This window comes from Pseudomonas fluorescens (assembly GCF_003732425.1).
GTDB lineage: Bacteria > Pseudomonadota > Gammaproteobacteria > Pseudomonadales > Pseudomonadaceae > Aquipseudomonas > Aquipseudomonas fluorescens_BE.
Genome location: NZ_MOBX01000002.1, coordinates 220158 through 237315 on the forward strand (window position 1 = coordinate 220158; position 17158 = coordinate 237315).

General features: G+C 60.8%; 13 protein-coding genes. All 13 read right to left on the minus strand.

The window, feature by feature from the left end:
- Positions 1-46: 46 nt before the first annotated feature.
- Positions 47-643, minus strand: a complete 597-nt coding sequence (locus BK670_RS02445) for a MarC family protein (protein ID WP_123448458.1) — start codon at positions 641-643, stop codon at positions 47-49.
- 65 nt (positions 644-708) lie between these two features.
- Positions 709-3486, minus strand: a complete 2778-nt coding sequence (locus BK670_RS02450) for a hybrid sensor histidine kinase/response regulator (protein ID WP_123448459.1) — start codon at positions 3484-3486, stop codon at positions 709-711.
- 99 nt (positions 3487-3585) lie between these two features.
- Positions 3586-4881, minus strand: coding sequence for a phosphoribosylamine--glycine ligase (purD, locus tag BK670_RS02455; protein WP_038360544.1), 1296 nt, complete (start codon positions 4879-4881; stop codon positions 3586-3588).
- Positions 4882-5030: 149 nt separating this feature from the next.
- Entirely contained in the window at positions 5031-6638 is a 1608-nt protein-coding gene (purH, locus tag BK670_RS02460; protein ID WP_123448460.1) for a bifunctional phosphoribosylaminoimidazolecarboxamide formyltransferase/IMP cyclohydrolase, read from the minus strand.
- Positions 6639-6721: 83 nt separating this feature from the next.
- Positions 6722-7042, minus strand: a complete 321-nt coding sequence (fis, locus tag BK670_RS02465; protein ID WP_002555375.1) for a DNA-binding transcriptional regulator Fis — start codon at positions 7040-7042, stop codon at positions 6722-6724.
- Positions 7039-8049 carry a tRNA dihydrouridine synthase DusB gene (gene dusB, locus BK670_RS02470; protein WP_123448461.1) on the minus strand — a complete coding sequence of 337 codons (1011 nt, stop codon included), beginning with the start codon at positions 8047-8049 and terminating at the stop codon, positions 7039-7041. The genes fis and dusB overlap by 4 nt, the downstream gene beginning before the upstream one ends.
- A 185-nt stretch (positions 8050-8234) precedes the next feature.
- The gene (locus tag BK670_RS02475; RefSeq protein WP_123448462.1) at positions 8235-9503 is read right to left on the minus strand and encodes a DUF3426 domain-containing protein; all 1269 of its coding nucleotides are present in this window, start codon (positions 9501-9503) and stop codon (positions 8235-8237) included.
- Positions 9504-9533: 30 nt separating this feature from the next.
- Complete coding sequence (prmA, locus tag BK670_RS02480) at positions 9534-10412, minus strand: 50S ribosomal protein L11 methyltransferase (protein WP_123448463.1); 879 nt, start codon at positions 10410-10412, stop codon at positions 9534-9536.
- Positions 10413-10649: 237 nt separating this feature from the next.
- Positions 10650-12008 carry an acetyl-CoA carboxylase biotin carboxylase subunit gene (accC, locus tag BK670_RS02485; protein WP_100846379.1) on the minus strand — a complete coding sequence of 453 codons (1359 nt, stop codon included), beginning with the start codon at positions 12006-12008 and terminating at the stop codon, positions 10650-10652.
- Positions 12009-12025: 17 nt separating this feature from the next.
- Complete coding sequence (gene accB, locus BK670_RS02490) at positions 12026-12490, minus strand: acetyl-CoA carboxylase biotin carboxyl carrier protein (protein ID WP_096819740.1); 465 nt, start codon at positions 12488-12490, stop codon at positions 12026-12028.
- A 48-nt stretch (positions 12491-12538) separates the two neighbouring features.
- Entirely contained in the window at positions 12539-12991 is a 453-nt protein-coding gene (gene aroQ, locus BK670_RS02495) for a type II 3-dehydroquinate dehydratase (protein WP_093430249.1), read from the minus strand.
- A 241-nt stretch (positions 12992-13232) separates the two neighbouring features.
- Complete coding sequence (locus BK670_RS02500) at positions 13233-15179, minus strand: methyl-accepting chemotaxis protein (RefSeq protein ID WP_123448464.1); 1947 nt, start codon at positions 15177-15179, stop codon at positions 13233-13235.
- 51 nt (positions 15180-15230) lie between these two features.
- Positions 15231-16901 (minus strand): diguanylate cyclase GcbA, encoded by a 1671-nt coding sequence (gene gcbA, locus BK670_RS02505; protein ID WP_123448465.1) that lies wholly within the window; start codon positions 16899-16901, stop codon positions 15231-15233.
- Positions 16902-17158: the final 257 nt, after the last annotated feature.

Consider the following 17158-nt stretch of genomic DNA (forward strand, 5'->3'; position numbering starts at 1 on the left):
GCTGTTCGCGGCGTTCTGCTGTCCACTGATGGTTCCAGGCCCTGGTTCAGGGCACCAGATAGCCTTTGATGCCAGTGAAGATGATCTGCGCCGCCAGTGCGCAGACAAACAATCCCATCAGACGACTGACGATCTGCAAACCCTGATCGCCGAGAATCCGCTCGATGCGGTTGGACAGATAGAGCACCACGCCGACGGTAAAACTGGCGAGCGCGATACTTATGATTGCCGTGAGTTTGTCGTCCCAGTGTGGCTGGCTGACGCCCATCACCAACAAGGCACCGATGGTGCCGGGGCCCACGGTCAACGGGATGGTCAGCGGCACGATGGTCACGTCCTGCTGCACGTTGTCGGTTTGTACCACGGACTTGCCTTGCGCCATGCCCAGCGCCGAAATGAACAGCACGCTGCCAGCACCGATGCGGAAGGCGTCGACCGTAATGCCGAACACATCGAATATCACCCGCCCGAACAAATACAGCAACACACTGGACACCAGTGTGGCGATCGCCACTTTCCAGGCCAGGCGCCGTTGCTCCTTGCGCGAATAACCACGGGTCAGGCTGATAAAGCAGGACAACACGAAGAACGGGCTATAAAGCACCAGCATCTTCAGGTAAACGCTGAACAACACGTGGAGCATGGTGCAAGCTCACTGGCGAGGGAAGTCGTGGGGGGAGTCTATCAGGCGCTACGGGGTCTGTCGGCTCAGGAGGTGGGCGTCGTGGCACGGTTCTGCTGGTCACGCTGAGCCACCCAGTGTTCGATCAGCTCGCGCAACTGCGACAACTCGACCGGCTTGGACATGTGCCCATCCATACCGGCCTGACGCGCGCGCTCCTTGTGTTCGGCGAGAATGTGCGCCGTCAGCGCTACGATCGGCGTGCGAATACGTTGGTTGCTGACTTCCCAGGCGCGCAGTTGCTGGGTCGCGGAGAAGCCATCGAGGATCGGCATTTCGCAGTCCATCAGCACCAGGTCGTAACGCTGCGCTTTCATCGCTTGCAGCGCTTCTTCGCCGTTGGCGGCGGTGTCCGGTTGCAGGTTGAGTTTGCCGAGCATGCCGCGAATCACTTTGGTCGAAATCGTGTTGTCTTCGGCGACGAGGATACGGAAGTCGCTCGGTACTTTGGCCGCCGTGGCCGGGCTAACCACTTGCGGCTGGAACACCACCTGGCCTTTGTTGCGCTGATTGAGTTCGTCGGCCAGGGTGGTCTTGAGCGTGTAGCCGGCCACCGGTTTGGCAAGGATGCGTTTGATCCCCGAATTACGCGCGATGATCTTGCTTGGTGCATTGCTGATGCCGGTGAGCATGATCAGCAGGATGTCGTGATTCAGGCTCGGGTCTTCCTTGATCTTGGCCGCGAGCTGCATGCCGGTCATGCCCGGCATGTTCTGATCGAGCAATACCACATCAAAGTAATCACGCAGGTGCGCCTTGGTCCGCAGCAAGGCTAACGCTTCCTTGCCGGACGGCACGGCGCTGACATTCAGCCCCCACGCACTGCATTGCTGGACCAGCACCTTGCGGCAGGTGTCGTTGTCGTCGACCACCAGGACCCGTGCGCCCTGCAGCGGACTGTCGAGATCGGAGGTCGGGTGTTCGAGGCGGTCGGGATCCAGCGGCAGGGTCAGCCACAAGGTGCTGCCCTGATTGGTGCCGCTCTTGATACCGAACTCGCCATGCATCAAGCGGATCAGTTGGCGGGCGATGACCAGACCGAGGTTACCGCCCAGACGGTTGGCCGAGAGGAAGTGCTTGCTGTGCAATTCGGCGTGCATCAGCGCGTCGCGTTCTTCCTGCTCCATCGGTTCACCGCTGTCCTGCACGGCAATGCGCAGACGGGGTTTGCTGCTGCGCTCGTCGAGGGCGACGACGATCAGCACTTCACCTTCATCGGTTTTCTTCAGGGCATTTTCCAGCAGGCTCAGCAGCGTCTGGCGCAGGCGGGTCGGGTCACCGCTGATCACCCGCGGTACTTGCGGCTGGATGAAGCTGATCAGTTCGACGTTCTGCTGTTCGGCCTTGGCGCGATAGATGCTCAGGCAGTCATCGATCAAGGCATTGAGGTCGAACTGCACGTCGTCCAGTTCGATCTGCCCCGATTCGAGTTTGGAGATGTCGAGGATCTCATTGATCAGCGTCAGCAATTCGTTGCCGGCACTATGGATGGTCTGCACGTAGTCGCGTTGCTTGACCGACAGCGGCGTGCCCAGCAGCAGTTCGGTCATGCCCAGCACACCGTTCATCGGCGTGCGGATTTCGTGGCTGATCTTGGCGAGGAACTCGGCCTTGGCGTTGATCTCGGCATTGCTCGCGGCGAGGTCGCGGCTGACGCTGAAACGGCTTTCGGTGATGCTGCGCTGACGCTCGCCGAGGGCGATGCTCATCAGCAGGCCGCTGATACAGATGAACGCCATCAGGGTCATGATCAGGCCCTGCGGCGACACCAGTGTCAGCCCCAGCAACGCGGGAAGAATGATCAAGGTGCCGATGTTGAACACCACCATTGCGGCGACGAACAAACGTGCCGGACGGTAACCCTTCTGCCAGTGATAGACGGCGACAAACAGCATGCTCAGGCCGGCCAGGGCCACCAAGGCATAGGTAATGATGTTCAGCGGCAGGGTGTTGACGAACAGCAGCAACAGGCTGCAGGTCACGATAAACAAGATATCGCCCAGCAACAGTTTGTTCAGCGGGTGCGGGCCGAGCGGAGCGAAGAAGCGATAGGCGAACATCAGCCCGGCCGGTGCGGTCAGCAGCAACGCCAGATAGGCGCCAGGGGTCTGCACCGCGTGCCAGTTCGGCAGCCACGGGCCGGCGAGGTTGAGCAGCAGCAACAGGCTGAGGCCCAACAGGCCTTCGCAGACTGCCAGCCACAGGCTGCTGCGCGAGCGGGAGTAGGCGTAGCGCACAAGGTTGTGCAACAGCAGCATGCCGAGACAGCCGAACAGCAAGCCGAAGACCAGCGTCTGATTGTGGTTGGCCGCGCTCATCACCGCCGATTGCAGGGTGACGTGCGGGCGCAACTGGTGGTCGGAGACCAGGCGCAGATAGACCTCGAGGGGTTTGTCGCTTTGCGGCAGCGGCAACATGAAGTCGCTGCTCGGCAACGGTCGTTCAGCCTGTGGCTGATCGGTGCCGGTGTTGCGTTGCTCGATCAGCTTGTCACCGTCGAGCACGTAGAGATTGAGCTGTGACAGGTCGGGGGCAAAAATGCGCAGCACTTGTTCGTGCTTGCCCGGCGCCAGTTTGAAACGCAGCCACATGGCGCCATTGGGCTCGGACGCAGTGAGGCGGTCAAGGTCGATGGGGCTGAATTGATTGGTGTAGCGAGCGGAGCGGATATCGCTCAGTTGCAGATTGCCCTGATCATCAAGCAATACCGACCAGCCACTGCCTTGCGCGGCCTGGGCCGGGAGCATGCAGAGCAAGGTCAGCAACGTGACGGTGAAGCTTATGGCAATCCTGAGCCAGCGCACGGCGAAATCCCTTCGTAGGTTGATGCCAGAATATAACGATGCGCGGCGGCGGAACAGCCCGGCGAGGAACGGTAGCCCTCGCCGGACTTGATGAACAGCTTATTCCTGGGTTTCGCCACGTTCACGGGCAATGGCGCGGTAGCCAATGTCCTTGCGGTAGAAGCAGCCTTCCCAGTCGATGGCCGCCGCCAGCTTGTAGGCTTGCTGCTGAGCTTCGCCGACGCTTGCGCCCATGGCAGTGGCGCAGAGTACGCGACCACCGGCAGTTACGACCTGACCATCCTTCAGCGCGGTACCGGCGTGGAAGACTTTGCCTTCCAGGCTGGCGGCAGCATCCAGACCGTTGATCGCCGCGCCCTTGGCGTAGTCGCCCGGGTAGCCGCCTGCGGCCAGCACGATGCCGACGCTCGGGCGTGGATCCCACTGCGCTTCAACCTTGTCCAGCGCTTGCGCCAGAGCAGCTTCAACCAACAGCACCAGGCTCGATTGCAGACGCAGCATCACCGGTTGGGTTTCCGGATCGCCGAAGCGGCAGTTGAACTCGATAACCTTTGGATTACCAGCCTTGTCGATCATCAGACCGGCGTAGAGGAAGCCGGTGTAGACGTTGCCTTCTTCAGCCATGCCGCGCACGGTCGGCCAGATCACCAGATCCATCACGCGCTTGTGCACGTCGGCGGTCACTACCGGGGCAGGGGAGTAGGCCCCCATGCCGCCCGTGTTCGGGCCGCTGTCGCCGTCGCCAACGCGTTTGTGGTCCTGGCTGGTGGCCATTGGCAAAACGTTTTTGCCGTCGACCATGACGATGAACGAAGCTTCTTCGCCGTCGAGGAACTCTTCGATGACGACGCGCGAACCGGCGTCGCCGAACGCGTTGCCAGCGAGCATGTCGCGCACGGCGTCTTCGGCTTCAGCCAGGGTCATGGCGACGATCACGCCTTTACCGGCGGCCAGGCCGTCGGCCTTGATCACGATCGGCGCGCCTTTTTCACGCAGATAAGCCAGGGCCGGCTCGATCTCGGTGAAGTTCTGGTAGTCGGCGGTCGGAATCTTGTGGCGCGCGAGGAAGTCCTTGGTGAAGGCTTTCGAACCTTCCAGCTGCGCGGCACCGGCGGTCGGACCGAAGCAGTCCAGGCCACGGGAGCGGAACAGATCAACGACGCCAGCGACCAGCGGCACTTCCGGGCCGACGATGGTCAGAGAAACGTTTTTCTCGGCAAAGTCGGCCAGTTGCTCAAGGGCCAGCACGTCGATGGCGACGTTTTCGCACTTGGCTTCAATTGCCGTACCGGCGTTGCCCGGCGCGACGAACACCTTCTGCACGCGCGGATCCTGAGCCACTTTCCAGGCCAGGGCGTGTTCACGGCCACCGCTGCCAATGATCAAAACATTCATTTCAAAAACCTCAAAATTCTGTGGGGCGCTTCCAAACCTCTGCGGACTGAACCTGTAGGAGCTGCCGAAGGCTGCGATCTTTTGCTCTTTCAACAGCAAGATCAAAAGATCGCAGCCTGCGGCAGCTCCTACACAGAGGGAGCGGTGTATCAGTGACGGAAGTGGCGCATGCCGGTGAAGACCATGGCGATGCCAGCCTCATCAGCAGCGGCAATCACTTCAGCGTCACGCATCGAGCCGCCCGGCTGGATCACTGCAGTGATACCGACCTTGGCCGCGTTGTCCAGACCGTCGCGGAACGGGAAGAACGCGTCCGAGGCCATCACCGAGCCGGCCACTTGCAGACCCGCGTGCTCAGCCTTGATCGCAGCGATACGTGCCGAGTTTACGCGGCTCATCTGGCCAGCGCCGACACCGATGGTCTGACGGTTCTTGGCGTAGACGATGGCGTTGGATTTAACGTACTTGGCCACTTTCCAGGCGAAGATCAGGTCGTGGATTTCCTGTTCGGTCGGGGCACGTTTGGTCACGACCTTCAGGTCATCGGCGCTGATCATGCCGATGTCGCGGCTCTGCACCAGCAGGCCACCGTTGACGCGCTTGTAGTCCCACGCGGCTGCGCGGTCGGCCGACCACTCGCCGCAGGCCAGCAGGCGCACGTTGGCTTTGGCCGCAACGATGGCGCGGGCTTCTGCGCTGACGCTTGGGGCGATGATCACTTCCACGAACTGACGGTCGACGATCGCTTTAGCGGTCTCCGCATCCAGTTCACGGTTGAACGCGATGATGCCGCCGAATGCCGATTCGGTGTCAGTCGCGTAAGCCAGTTCGTAAGCCTGACGGATGCCGCCTTCAGCGTCCGGGCTGACCGCCACGCCGCACGGGTTGGCGTGCTTGACGATCACGCAGGCTGGCTTGACGAAGCTCTTCACGCATTCCAGTGCGGCGTCGGTGTCGGCCACGTTGTTGTACGACAGCTCTTTGCCTTGCAGTTGGGTTGCGGTGGCGATGCCGACTTCGGCAGGCTTGGCTTCCACGTAGAACGCCGCGCTCTGGTGCGGGTTCTCGCCGTAGCGCATTTCCTGGGCCTTGATGAACTGGCTGTTGAAGGTGCGCGGGAATTCGCTGCGGTCTTCGGTGCTCAGGGTTTCAGCGGCCTGATTCACAGTGCCCATGTAGTTGGCGATCATGCCGTCGTAGGCGGCGGTGTGTTCGAAGGCCTTGAGCATCAGGTCGAAACGCTGAGCGTAGGTCAGGCCACCGGCCTTCAGGCCTTCGAGGACGCTGGCGTAATCGCTGGCATTCACCACGATCGCTACGTCTTTATGGTTTTTCGCTGCCGAACGGACCATGGTCGGGCCGCCGATGTCGATGTTCTCGATCGCGGTCGGCAGGTCGCAGCCTGGCTTGTTGATGGTGGCTTCGAACGGGTACAGGTTGACCGCAACCAGGTCGATCGGCTTGATACCGTGCTCGCTCATGATGGCGTCGTCGATACCGCGACGACCGAGGATGCCGCCGTGGATTTTCGGGTGCAGGGTTTTCACCCGGCCGTCCATCATCTCGGCGAAACCGGTGTAATCCGCGACTTCCACTGCGGCAACACCGTTGTCGCGCAGCAGCTTGAACGTCCCGCCGGTGGAGAGGATCTCGACGCCCAGAGCCTCAAGCTCCTTGGCGAATTCGAGGATCCCGGTCTTGTCGGAAACGCTGATCAAGGCGCGGCGGATCGGCAGGCGGGTAGTCTGGTCGGTCATCTCAATTTCCATCAAAAGCAAAGGAAGTCAGCAAAAAAGGCGACCGTTTTTTACGCGGGCGCCTTTCTGGTTTGATTGAATGCTTACAGCAGATCGTACTGCTTGAGTTTCTTGCGCAGCGTGCCGCGGTTAAGTCCGAGCAGCTCACTGGCCTTGGTCTGGTTGCCCTTGACGTAGTTCATCACGCTTTCGAGCAGGGGAGCCTCGACTTCGGAGAGCACCAGGTTGTACACATCCGTGACGGACGCGCCCTCAAGGTGGGCGAAATAATTGTGCAGCGCCTTCTCGACACTCCCGCGAAGGGTCTGGCCTTCTTCGCTCGGGGTGTTGAGGTGCTGTTTCAAATTCACGTTGTCGCTCACGGGTGTTGTTCCACTCACTAAAGTCTCGGTCATCATCGTCATGCGGCCACCCCTTCATCGTCCCCTGTCAGGCTCTTGTAATGCTCGGCGAAGAACTCCCGAACATTGGCGCATTGTGTTTCCGTACCATCCAAACGATTGAAACGGGCGCGAAACTCCCTGGCGCCCGGCAAGGTTGCGAGATACCAGCCCACATGCTTGCGCGCAATGCGCACGCCCATCACGTCCCCATAGAAAGCGTGAAGTGCGGCCAGATGCTCTAGCAGAATGCGTTCCACCTCGATCAGCTTCGGTGCCGGCAATTTCTCGCCGGTACGCAGGAAGTGATCGATCTCGCGAAAAATCCACGGCCGCCCCTGAGCGGCACGGCCAACCAACAGGCCATCGGCACCGGTCGCGTCGAGCACGTAACGGGCCTTTTCCGGCGAATCGATATCGCCATTGGCAAACACCGGCATCGACACGGCCTGCTTGATCGCGGCAATCGTGTCGTATTCGGCTTCACCGGTGTACAGATCGGCGCGAGTGCGGCCATGCACTGCTAGCGCGGTGATCCCGGCCTGCTCGGCGATCTTCGCCACGGTCAGGCCGTTCTTGTTGTCGCGATCCCAGCCAGTGCGGATCTTCAAGGTGACCGGCACATCAACCGCGGCCACAACGGCCTGCAGGATCTCGGTCACCAATGCTTCGTCCTTCAACAACGCGGAACCGGCGGCCTTGTTGCAGACCTTCTTTGCCGGGCAACCCATGTTGATATCAATAATCTGTGCGCCCAGCTCGACGTTGGCCCGGGCCGCATCCGCCAGCATCTGCGCATCGCCACCGGCAATCTGCACCGAGCGCGGCTCGGGATCGCCTTCGTGGATCATGCGCATGCGCGACTTGCGGGTGTTCCACAGGCTCATGTCACTGGTGACCATTTCCGAGACTACAAGCCCTGCGCCCAGACGCTTGCACAGCTGACGAAAGGGCTGGTCGGTGACTCCCGCCATCGGGGCGAGAATCAAGCCGTTCTGCAATGTGTATGGGCCGATGCGTACCGCCGACATAGGACTTCCCTGAGGTGGGGCCGGATCATGAGAGTTCGAAAAAGGGTTGGCATGATACCCGCTCTCGATGACTGGATAAAGGCTGAATTGAACAAAATCTGAACAGTTATTCTGTTATCGCCACGGGTTTGGTTGTGCGTGGCAAAGTCAGAAAACCGCCGTCAATTGCAAAGCGACGCAGGGATTCACTCGGGAGAGTGGAAACTCAGGCTGTAATTCACCGCTTTCGGGCCTGGATCGAGGATATCCAGCGCAATGTGGATCGGCGTCTGCGGCGGCATCTCCGCCAGACCCTCAAGATCCCCTCTGAGGTACTCGCCGGGTTTGAAGCGACGACTGGCGATCAGGTGGCCGTTGAGATCGGCAAAGCGCAGTTCCAGTAATGGAAAGGGCTGAGAGAACGTCGCGCGGTTATAAATGATCGCGTCGACCACCAGTGCGCCATTGAACTCCGGATGACTGCGCACCACCAGGTTGCTGCTCTTGATCCGGGCGATGTCGACCTTGGACGGCACCGTGCAGCCAATCTGCGGGCAGATTTGCTGGAACCACGGGCGGTATTGATCCTGGCGGGCCAGTTCATCGAAATGATAGGCGATGTATTGGGCAGCCAGTCCGCCTGCCGCCAGCAGCACCAACAGCAGCCAGAGCAAGCGGCGTCCCCACGGCGAGCGGCGTTTCTGCCAGTCCAGTTGCAGCGGGTCGTCGGTCAGGTCTTGCAGGACTTCGGCGCGCACACCCGGCTCTGCACGTTCGCGCTTTTTGCGCAGCGGCTCGATCGATGGCAAATCGTCGTCATCGACCTCGTCGCTGGTCGACAAGCGCTCGCGGCGGGCGTTCGGGTCGATCGGGTCGTGCAGGCGCAGATGCGGGATTGCCGGCTCGTCATCCAGGTCCACCGGTTCCAGCGACAGCGAAGGTTCGGTGCGCTCGGATTTGACCGGTTCAATTTCGTCAATCAGCGGCTCGTCCTCCGGCTCAGGCATCCGCTCATCGGCGGGTTCGCTGAACAGGCTGCCTGGCCATGCGGCGTCTTCCGGCTCCGGGCTGTCGCGACGGGCACTCAGGGTGTCTTCGCGCACCCGGCCGAGTTCGGTGGCTGGCTGGATTTCCCGTTGTTCGAGGCGGGCGAGTTCTTCGTCCAGATCAAGGCTGTCGAGATCAAGCGCCGAGGCGCTCCACTGCTTTTGGCTGATGGCGCGCGGCTCGGGTTGCTCGACGATGGGCGGCGGCTCAACGGCCGGCGGCACTTCGTCAGGCAACGCGGCAATGAGCGGCGCAGCCGGCGTCACCACGTCCTTGCCGGCGTGTTGTTCCAGCAGCTGTTTGGCGGCGTTGAACACTTGCAGGCAGGAGCCGCAGCGAACCACCCCGCGGGCCACGCTCAATTGAGCATGGCTGACGCGGAAACTGGTTTGGCAATGCGGGCACTGGGTGACGAAACTGTCGGTCATGCGGCGATCCGGATTATGCAGGCGGTCATATTAGCGCCGACGGCCAGTGATGCGCACCCAGCCATCGCGATTGGCGATCGGGTCGAGGTCGAAGTCCTGCGCATAAGCTGCGGCGACTTCCTCACCTTGCTCGGCGAGAATGCCCGACAGCGCCAGACGTCCACCGGACTTGACCAGTGTGGACAGTTGCGGCGCCAGCGAAACCAGCGGGCCGGCGAGAATGTTGGCGACCAGCACGTCGGCTTGAACCTGCGGCAGATCTTCCGGCAGGTACAGCGGGAACAGTTCGTCGGCGATGTTGTTGCGCCCGGCGTTGTCGCGCGAGGCTTCCAGCGCCTGCACGTCGATGTCGGTACCGACGGCTTCTTTCGCGCCGAGCAGCAGGGCGGCGATCGCGAGGATCCCCGAGCCGCAACCGAAGTCGAGCACGTTGCAGTCTTTCAGGTCCTGACCGTCGAGCCATTCCAGGCACAGTGCGGTGGTCGGGTGGGTGCCGGTGCCGAAGGCCAGGCCCGGATCGAGCAGCAGGTTGACTGCGTCAGGTTCCGGCGCGGCGTGCCAGCTCGGCACGATCCACAGGCGCTGGCCGAAACGCATCGGCTGGAAACCGTCCATCCAGCTGCGTTCCCAGTCCTGATCTTCAATGACTTCGCTGTGGTGCTCGGGCAACGGGCTGCCGGTCAGCAGTTCCAGATGGGCCAGCACCGGTGCAGGTTCGGTGCCGCCCTCGAACAGCGCGAGCAGGTGCGTATGCGCCCACAGCGGGGTGGTGTTGAGTTCCGGCTCGAAGATCGGCTGATCTTCGGCGTCCATGAAGGTCACCGACACGGCGCCCACTTCAAGGAAAGCGTCTTCGTAGGTTTCGGCTTGTTCCGGGCTGATGGCGAGACGTACTTGCAGCCAAGGCATGGCGGGCACCTTTGAAAAATATTGATTGCAGCCTAGCGGCCGGCGAGAAGCGCGCAAGTTTACGCGAGCGCGCGGCAGAACACGACCATGGCCGAAGATCAAAAGATCGCAGCCTGCGGCAGCTCCTACAATTGGAATGTGTTCCGCTGTAGGAGCTGCCGCAGGCTGCGATCTTTTGATCTGCCCCAGAAACAACAAAGCCGCCCGAAGGCGGCTTTGTCTGGTGCGGGTTGAAGCTTAGTGCTTCTCGCCAGCCAGCTTGTGCTCGAGGTAGTGAATGTTCACGCCCCCTTTGCAGAAGCCTTCGTCACGAACCAGATCACGGTGCAGCGGGATATTGGTCTTGATCCCGTCAACCACGATTTCGTCCAGGGCATTGCGCATGCGTGCCATGGCTTCGTCGCGGGTGGCGCCGTAGGTGATCAGCTTGCCGATCAGCGAGTCGTAGTTCGGCGGAACGGCATAACCGCTGTACAGGTGCGAATCGACGCGAACGCCGTTGCCGCCTGGAGCGTGGAAATGCTTGACCGTACCCGGGCTCGGCATGAAGGTTTTCGGGTCTTCAGCGTTGATCCGGCACTCCAGCGAGTGACCGCGAATCACCACGTCATCCTGAGTGAACGACAGCTTGTTGCCAGCGGCGATGCTGAGCATCTCCTTGACGATGTCGATGCCGGTGACCATTTCCGAAACCGGGTGCTCCACCTGAACACGGGTGTTCATTTCGATGAAGTAGAAACGACCGTTCTCGTACAGGAACTCGAAAGTACCCGCACCGCGGTAGCCGATGTCGATGCACGCTTTGACGCAGCGAGCCAGTACTTCCTGGCGAGCCTGCTCGTCGATGCCCGGTGCCGGCGCTTCTTCGAGAACCTTCTGGTGACGACGTTGCAGCGAGCAATCGCGGTCACCCAGATGGATTGCGTGGCCCTGGCCGTCGGACAGCACTTGTACTTCGACGTGACGCGGGTTGGTCAGGAATTTTTCCAGATAGACCATCGGGTTGCCGAACGCCGCGCCTGCTTCAGAGCGGGTCAGTTTCGCCGAGGCGATCAGGTCTTCTTCCTTGTGCACTACGCGCATGCCGCGACCACCACCGCCGCCAGCGGCTTTGATGATCACCGGGTAGCCGACTTCACGACCGATGCGCAATGCCGTTTCTTCGTCTTCCGGCAGCGGACCGTCGGAGCCTGGAACGGTTGGCACGCCTGCTTCGATCATCGCGTGCTTGGCCGATACCTTGTCGCCCATCAGGCGAATGGTGTCGGCTTTCGGGCCGATGAAAGCGAAGCCGGAGTTCTCGACCTGCTCGGCAAAATCGGCGTTTTCCGCGAGGAAGCCGTAGCCTGGGTGAATGGCGGTAGCGCCAGTCACTTCAGCGGCAGCGATGATGGCCGGGATGTGCAGGTAGGACTGAGCAGCAGACGCCGGGCCGATGCAGACGGATTCGTCTGCCAGACCCAGGTGCATCAGCTCTTTGTCGGCCTTGGAGTAAACGGCGACGGTCTTGATGCCCATCTCTTTGCAGGCACGCAGAATCCGCAGGGCGATCTCACCGCGGTTCGCGATCAGAACTTTTTCCAACTTCGCAGTCATCAAAGGCTCTCCGCAGTTCAAACGATGGTGAACAGCGGTTGGTCGTACTCAACCGGCTGGCCGTCTTCGACGAGGATGGACTCGATCACACCGCTGGTTTCAGCTTCGATGTGGTTCATCATCTTCATGGCTTCAACGATGCACAGAGTGTCGCCTTTCTTCACGGTCTGGCCGACTTCAACGAAGGATGGCGAGGTTGGCGAAGATTTGCGGTAGAAGGTGCCGACCATCGGCGAACGGGCAACAGTGCCGTTCAGCGCTGGCGCAGCAGCGGCAGCCGGGGCTGCGGCCGCAACCGGAGCAGCGGCAGCAACAGGTGCGGCAGCCGGAGCCTGCATCGGAGCCGGCGCGTAGTACTGCTGAGCCGGGGTCTTGCTGTGGCGGCTGATGCGTACGGACTCTTCGCCTTCCTTGATCTCGAGCTCGTCGATGCCGGACTCTTCCAGCAATTCGATCAGTTTCTTAACTTTACGGATATCCATGAATCATCAACTCCCAAGGGTCGGTCAGGGGCGTTTAACGCTTGTAGTTCAAGCCGTTGCCTGTGTTTCAAGCTGTTCTAGCGCAGCCTCCAGGGCCAGTCGGTAACCGCTGGCGCCAAGGCCGCAGATCACTCCCACCGCTACGTCGGAGAAGTAAGAGTGATGGCGGAAAGGTTCGCGTTTGTGCACGTTGGACAAATGCACTTCGATGAATGGGATGCTCACTCCCAGCAACGCGTCACGTAATGCGACACTTGTGTGCGTAAAAGCTGCTGGATTGATCAGAATGAAATCGACACCTTCGCCGCGCGCGGCGTGGATGCGGTCGATCAATTCGTACTCGGCATTGCTTTGCAGATAGAGCAGATGATGGCCGGCTTCACGGGCGCGGCGTTCCAGATCCTGATTGATCTGCGCCAGAGTCGTTGAACCGTAAGTGCCGGGTTCGCGGGTGCCGAGCAGGTTCAGGTTGGGGCCGTGCAGCACCAGTAGGGTCGCCATCTGCGTAGTCCTTGTTATGAATGAGCAATCGTCAGAACCCGGCGACTATGCCGCAAAGACTTTGTGACTGTCCAGTTCTATGCAATAGCCAGCACGATGGCCGATGTTTGCGCGAAATATGTGACCAAGTGATTTGATCCGGTCACTTGTGGTGTCTGGACTGACGCCTTCGCGAGCAGGCTCGCTCCCACAGGGGTATGCATTCCAATGTGGGAGCGAGCCTGCTCGCGAAGGCGGTCTATCAGACGCGAAATGCCTGAACAGCTGTATGCAATTGCCCGCCCAATACCAGCAGATTTTCGCCCTGTTCGCGTCCGCGACCGATGCGCACCAGATTATCCCCACCCAGTTGATGAATCCGCTCACTGTGATCGCGAATCTCGCTGACCGCGCCGCTTTGCTGCGCGGTGACATCGGCAATGCGGATCGCCGTGTCGGAAATGGTCTGGATCGCACCGACGATTTTATCCAGCGCGCCATCCGCCGCTTGCGCCTGATTGGCCGTGGCTTCGGCGTGTTCGACCTGCGCGCGCATGCCTTCCACCGATTGGCGGGCGGCGGTTTGCAGGCCGGCGATCAGCGTTTGAATCTCGGCGGTTGCGCCTGCGGTGCGTTGTGCCAATGAGCGGACTTCCTCGGCGACCACGGCAAACCCGCGACCCATTTCCCCGGCGCGTGCCGCTTCAATCGCCGCGTTCAGGGCCAGCAGGTTGGTCTGGTCGGCGATCGAGCGAATCACGGTCAACACGCCGCCGATGGTCGCCGACTCTTCAGCCAGATGCTCGATCATCTGCGCATTGCCCTGCACTTCGCCGACCAATGCATGCAATCCGGTCAGGCTCTGGCCAATCACGGCCTGGCCATGTTCGACCGCCAGTCCGGCGTGACGGCTGGCATCCGCTGCCTGCTGCGCATCGCCGGCCACCTGCTGAATGGTGGCCTCCAGCTCGCCGAGGGAATCGCGGATCAGCGCGGTATCGCCGGCCTGATGTTCGGCACCGCTGTGCAAATCGTTGCTCAGTTCGGCGAGGGTGCGACTGCTGCCCGCCACTTGTTCGGCATTGCCGCGAATGGTGCCGACCAGATCCACCAGATACGCGCGCAAGCGGTTCAGCGAGGCTTCAATGTCGTGCAACTCGCGGTTGGTCTTGCCCAGATGAATATCGCTACTGAAGTCACCTTCGGCCCAGGTCGACAGGGCTGGCGCGAGATTGGTCAGGGTGCGTGAAAGTCGGCGTTGCAAGGTATCAATCAGCAGGGCAATCAGCAGTATCAAACCGATCATCACGCCTTGCATCAAGCGCACTTCGCCCTGGATCTGGCCGTGCTGGGCGCGGACCACCGGTTCCAGACCTGCGATGGCTTGCTGTACCGCGGTGATTTTCTGGTGAGTGGCGGCACTCAACTCCGTGCGTTTCTGAATCTGATCGCGGGTGCGCTCAAGCTCCGCCGGATAACGTCCGAGCAAGCTGTTAAGTTCGCGCTTGAGGCCGACGCCGGCATCCTCGGCGACGGTTTTTTCGGTGTTTTCGATGCCCATCATCGCCGCGAAGTCGTCGCTGCCCGATTCGTTTTTGGCGACCACGCCGAGCAAGGGCAGGGCATCGATCGCCTGAGCCTGAGCCCGGATGTTGCTGACTTCGCGCTCAACATCGGCGGCCAGTTCACTGCGCCCGCTGCTGACCAGTTTGTCCCGTGCCAGCGAGAGTTTGCCCACGTGCTGCGACGCGGCGAGCAATGGCGTCAGATAAGCCGCATTACCATTGGCGTACGTGCTGAGCTGGTCGAGGCTGGCGCTCAATTCGCGTTCGGCCTGCAACAGCAGCGCCTGCGGGTCACCGGCCAGTTTGCCCGCGGCGAGCAGGTCGGTTTTGCTGAACTCATCAAGGCCCGACAGGCTCGGGCGGAGGGTGTCGGCCAGCGCCGGCGGCAATTCGCCGAGTTCCTTCTGCAAACCGTCGATAGCCTGGCTGGCGCTGCTCAGGCGCAAAGCGTCGCCGCTGGCGAGGTAGTCCTCGACGTTGCGCGCCACCTCGTTCTGAAATTGTTGCGACAGCCCAAGATAACGCTCCATCAACAGATAAGGGCGTTCGAGGGCTTTTTGCGACCACCACAGCGTGGCGCCGAGTGCGAGGCACACGGCGACCAGCAGCAGCGTATTGAGATTGGTGAGCAACTTCAGGCGCATGACGGCTACCAACGGCAGAAATGGTAAGCGCCTGAATTTATTGCGGTTCTGTTACAGGGTTATGACCGAATCAGTGGAATCCGATGAAAAAGTGGCACTTTGCTTTGATTCGCGCGCGGTCTGCACCCGATTGCGTCCGGCACCCTTGGCGCGGTACAGCGCTTCGTCGGCCTGACTGGCCATCATCAGGCTGTCGCAGTCATCGTGCATTTCCACCACGCCGGCGCTGAAGGTGCACCACAAGTCCTGCGGTTGTGCCGGGTAATGGATTTCGGCAAAGCGCTGGCGGATTTCGTCGAGCACTTTATGCGCGGCTTCTATATCGGTGTCGGGCATGACGATGGCGAATTCTTCGCCGCCATAACGGCCGATGAAATCGGTTTTGCGCAAACGCTGCTTGAGGAACAGCGCGAGGCTCTTGATCACCCGGTCACCCATCGGGTGGCCATGGCTGTCGTTGACCCGTTTGAAGTGGTCGATGTCGAGCATGGCAAAGCTCAACGGCTTGTTTTCGCGGCGAGCACGGAACGAGCAGTCTTCAAGCAATTGCAGAATATGCGTGTGGTTGTACAAACCGGTGAGGCTGTCGCGGACCATCCGTGCTTTGAGGTTGCGCGCGCGGGCGGCGCGGTTGCGCACGGTGGTGATCAGGTGGCGCGGCTTGATCGGTTTGGTCAGGAAGTCATCGCCGCCCTCACTCATGGCGTCGAGCTGCTTGTCCAGATCGTCTTCGGCTGACAGGTAGATGATCGGCACGCTGACATAGCGATCGTTGTGGCGGATCACCTTGGCCAGTTCGGTGCCAGTGCAGGCTGGCATGTACATGTCGAGGATGATCAGGTCGGGCTGGAAATCGGCCAGTTCGGCCATCGCCTGAATCGGTTCGATCAAGGTGCGGGTGACGATCCCGGCGCTGTTGAGCAGGCGCTCGGTGTGCAAGGCCTGCGCGCGTGAGTCGTCGATGATCAGCACTTTATAAGGTTCGTACTGGGCGACGCAGGTAAGGACTTCGATTTTCTCCAGCAGGCTCGAGGCTTCGAGGGTGCCGGTGAGAAATTCCTGGCCACCGGCGCGTACGGCGGCGAGACGAGTGGGCGTGTCGGTTTCGTGCAGGCTGAAAAACAGCAGTGGCAGCGGCTCTTCCAGGCCGATCTGAGCTTCGGCGGCGAGCTTCAGGCCGATGCCGGCGCCGCTGAAGTCCACGTCCATGACGATCGCCGCAGGCAGGCGCTCGACCATTGATGAGCGAAAGGCCGAAACACTGTCCAGCGCTTGCGCGCTTAAGCCAAAGAATTCCAGCTGTTTGGCCAGGCGTTCGGCGCGGTCGTGATCCTGCAGCATCACGTAGATGGGTTTGCGCAGCGGCGGCAGGAAAGTCTGGTCAAGTTGATCGCCATGGCGCAGGCCGGTGCGCGACAAACGCTGCATCAAACGATTGAGGTCAGTGATCAGGCCACTGCTGAGGCGGCCGCGATTGGCGTCCACCGCTTCCAGGGACTGACCGATATGGCGCGCGAGCTGAGTGTGCTCCGGTTGCTCGAAACGCTCGGCAAAACGCAGCAGGCGCAAGTTGGCCTCGCTCAGTTCGGCGAGGTCGACCGTGGACCACTCACTGCGTTGCAGGCGCTGCCATATCTCAAGAATCTGACGTGCCTGATGAATTACCCGCTGGGCAAAGTGGTGCTTGAGACGCTCACGGCTGGGGTCTTCTGGCTCGGTCATATCCTGACTACTAGTTAGGCTGCATGCTGAGATCGACTGGTGGCTCTATGCTAGCACCTCTTTTCCCTTACACGAGTGTCGTACGTCAATAATCTGCAGTGCGTCACTATTCAGTTTCTGACCGGGCGGTTTTGTTTTTGACCTCGTCATCGTTCAACTCCCCATCATTCGGGTGTTTCGGCAGAAAGTACGAGGGGCGGGATGCGTGCTTTTAACCGCGCGGTGCGTGAGATCGCAAAGGGGTTTCACGGGCCTGG

Bases quoted from the DNA above. Each gene is read 5' to 3' on its own strand.
- BK670_RS02445 (WP_123448458.1), bottom strand. From the start codon at position 643: ATGCTCCACGTGTTGTTCAGCGTTTACCTGAAGATGCTGGTGCTTTAT.
- purD (WP_038360544.1), bottom strand. From the start codon at position 4,881: ATGAATGTTTTGATCATTGGCAGCGGTGGCCGTGAACACGCCCTGGCC.
- purH (WP_123448460.1), bottom strand. From the start codon at position 6,638: ATGACCGACCAGACTACCCGCCTGCCGATCCGCCGCGCCTTGATCAGC.
- fis (WP_002555375.1), bottom strand. From the start codon at position 7,042: ATGACGATGATGACCGAGACTTTAGTGAGTGGAACAACACCCGTGAGC.
- dusB (WP_123448461.1), bottom strand. From the start codon at position 8,049: ATGTCGGCGGTACGCATCGGCCCATACACATTGCAGAACGGCTTGATT.
- BK670_RS02475 (WP_123448462.1), bottom strand. From the start codon at position 9,503: ATGACCGACAGTTTCGTCACCCAGTGCCCGCATTGCCAAACCAGTTTC.
- prmA (WP_123448463.1), bottom strand. From the start codon at position 10,412: ATGCCTTGGCTGCAAGTACGTCTCGCCATCAGCCCGGAACAAGCCGAA.
- accC (WP_100846379.1), bottom strand. From the start codon at position 12,008: ATGACTGCGAAGTTGGAAAAAGTTCTGATCGCGAACCGCGGTGAGATC.
- accB (WP_096819740.1), bottom strand. From the start codon at position 12,490: ATGGATATCCGTAAAGTTAAGAAACTGATCGAATTGCTGGAAGAGTCC.
- aroQ (WP_093430249.1), bottom strand. From the start codon at position 12,991: ATGGCGACCCTACTGGTGCTGCACGGCCCCAACCTGAACCTGCTCGGC.
- BK670_RS02500 (WP_123448464.1), bottom strand. From the start codon at position 15,179: ATGCGCCTGAAGTTGCTCACCAATCTCAATACGCTGCTGCTGGTCGCC.
- gcbA (WP_123448465.1), bottom strand. From the start codon at position 16,901: ATGACCGAGCCAGAAGACCCCAGCCGTGAGCGTCTCAAGCACCACTTT.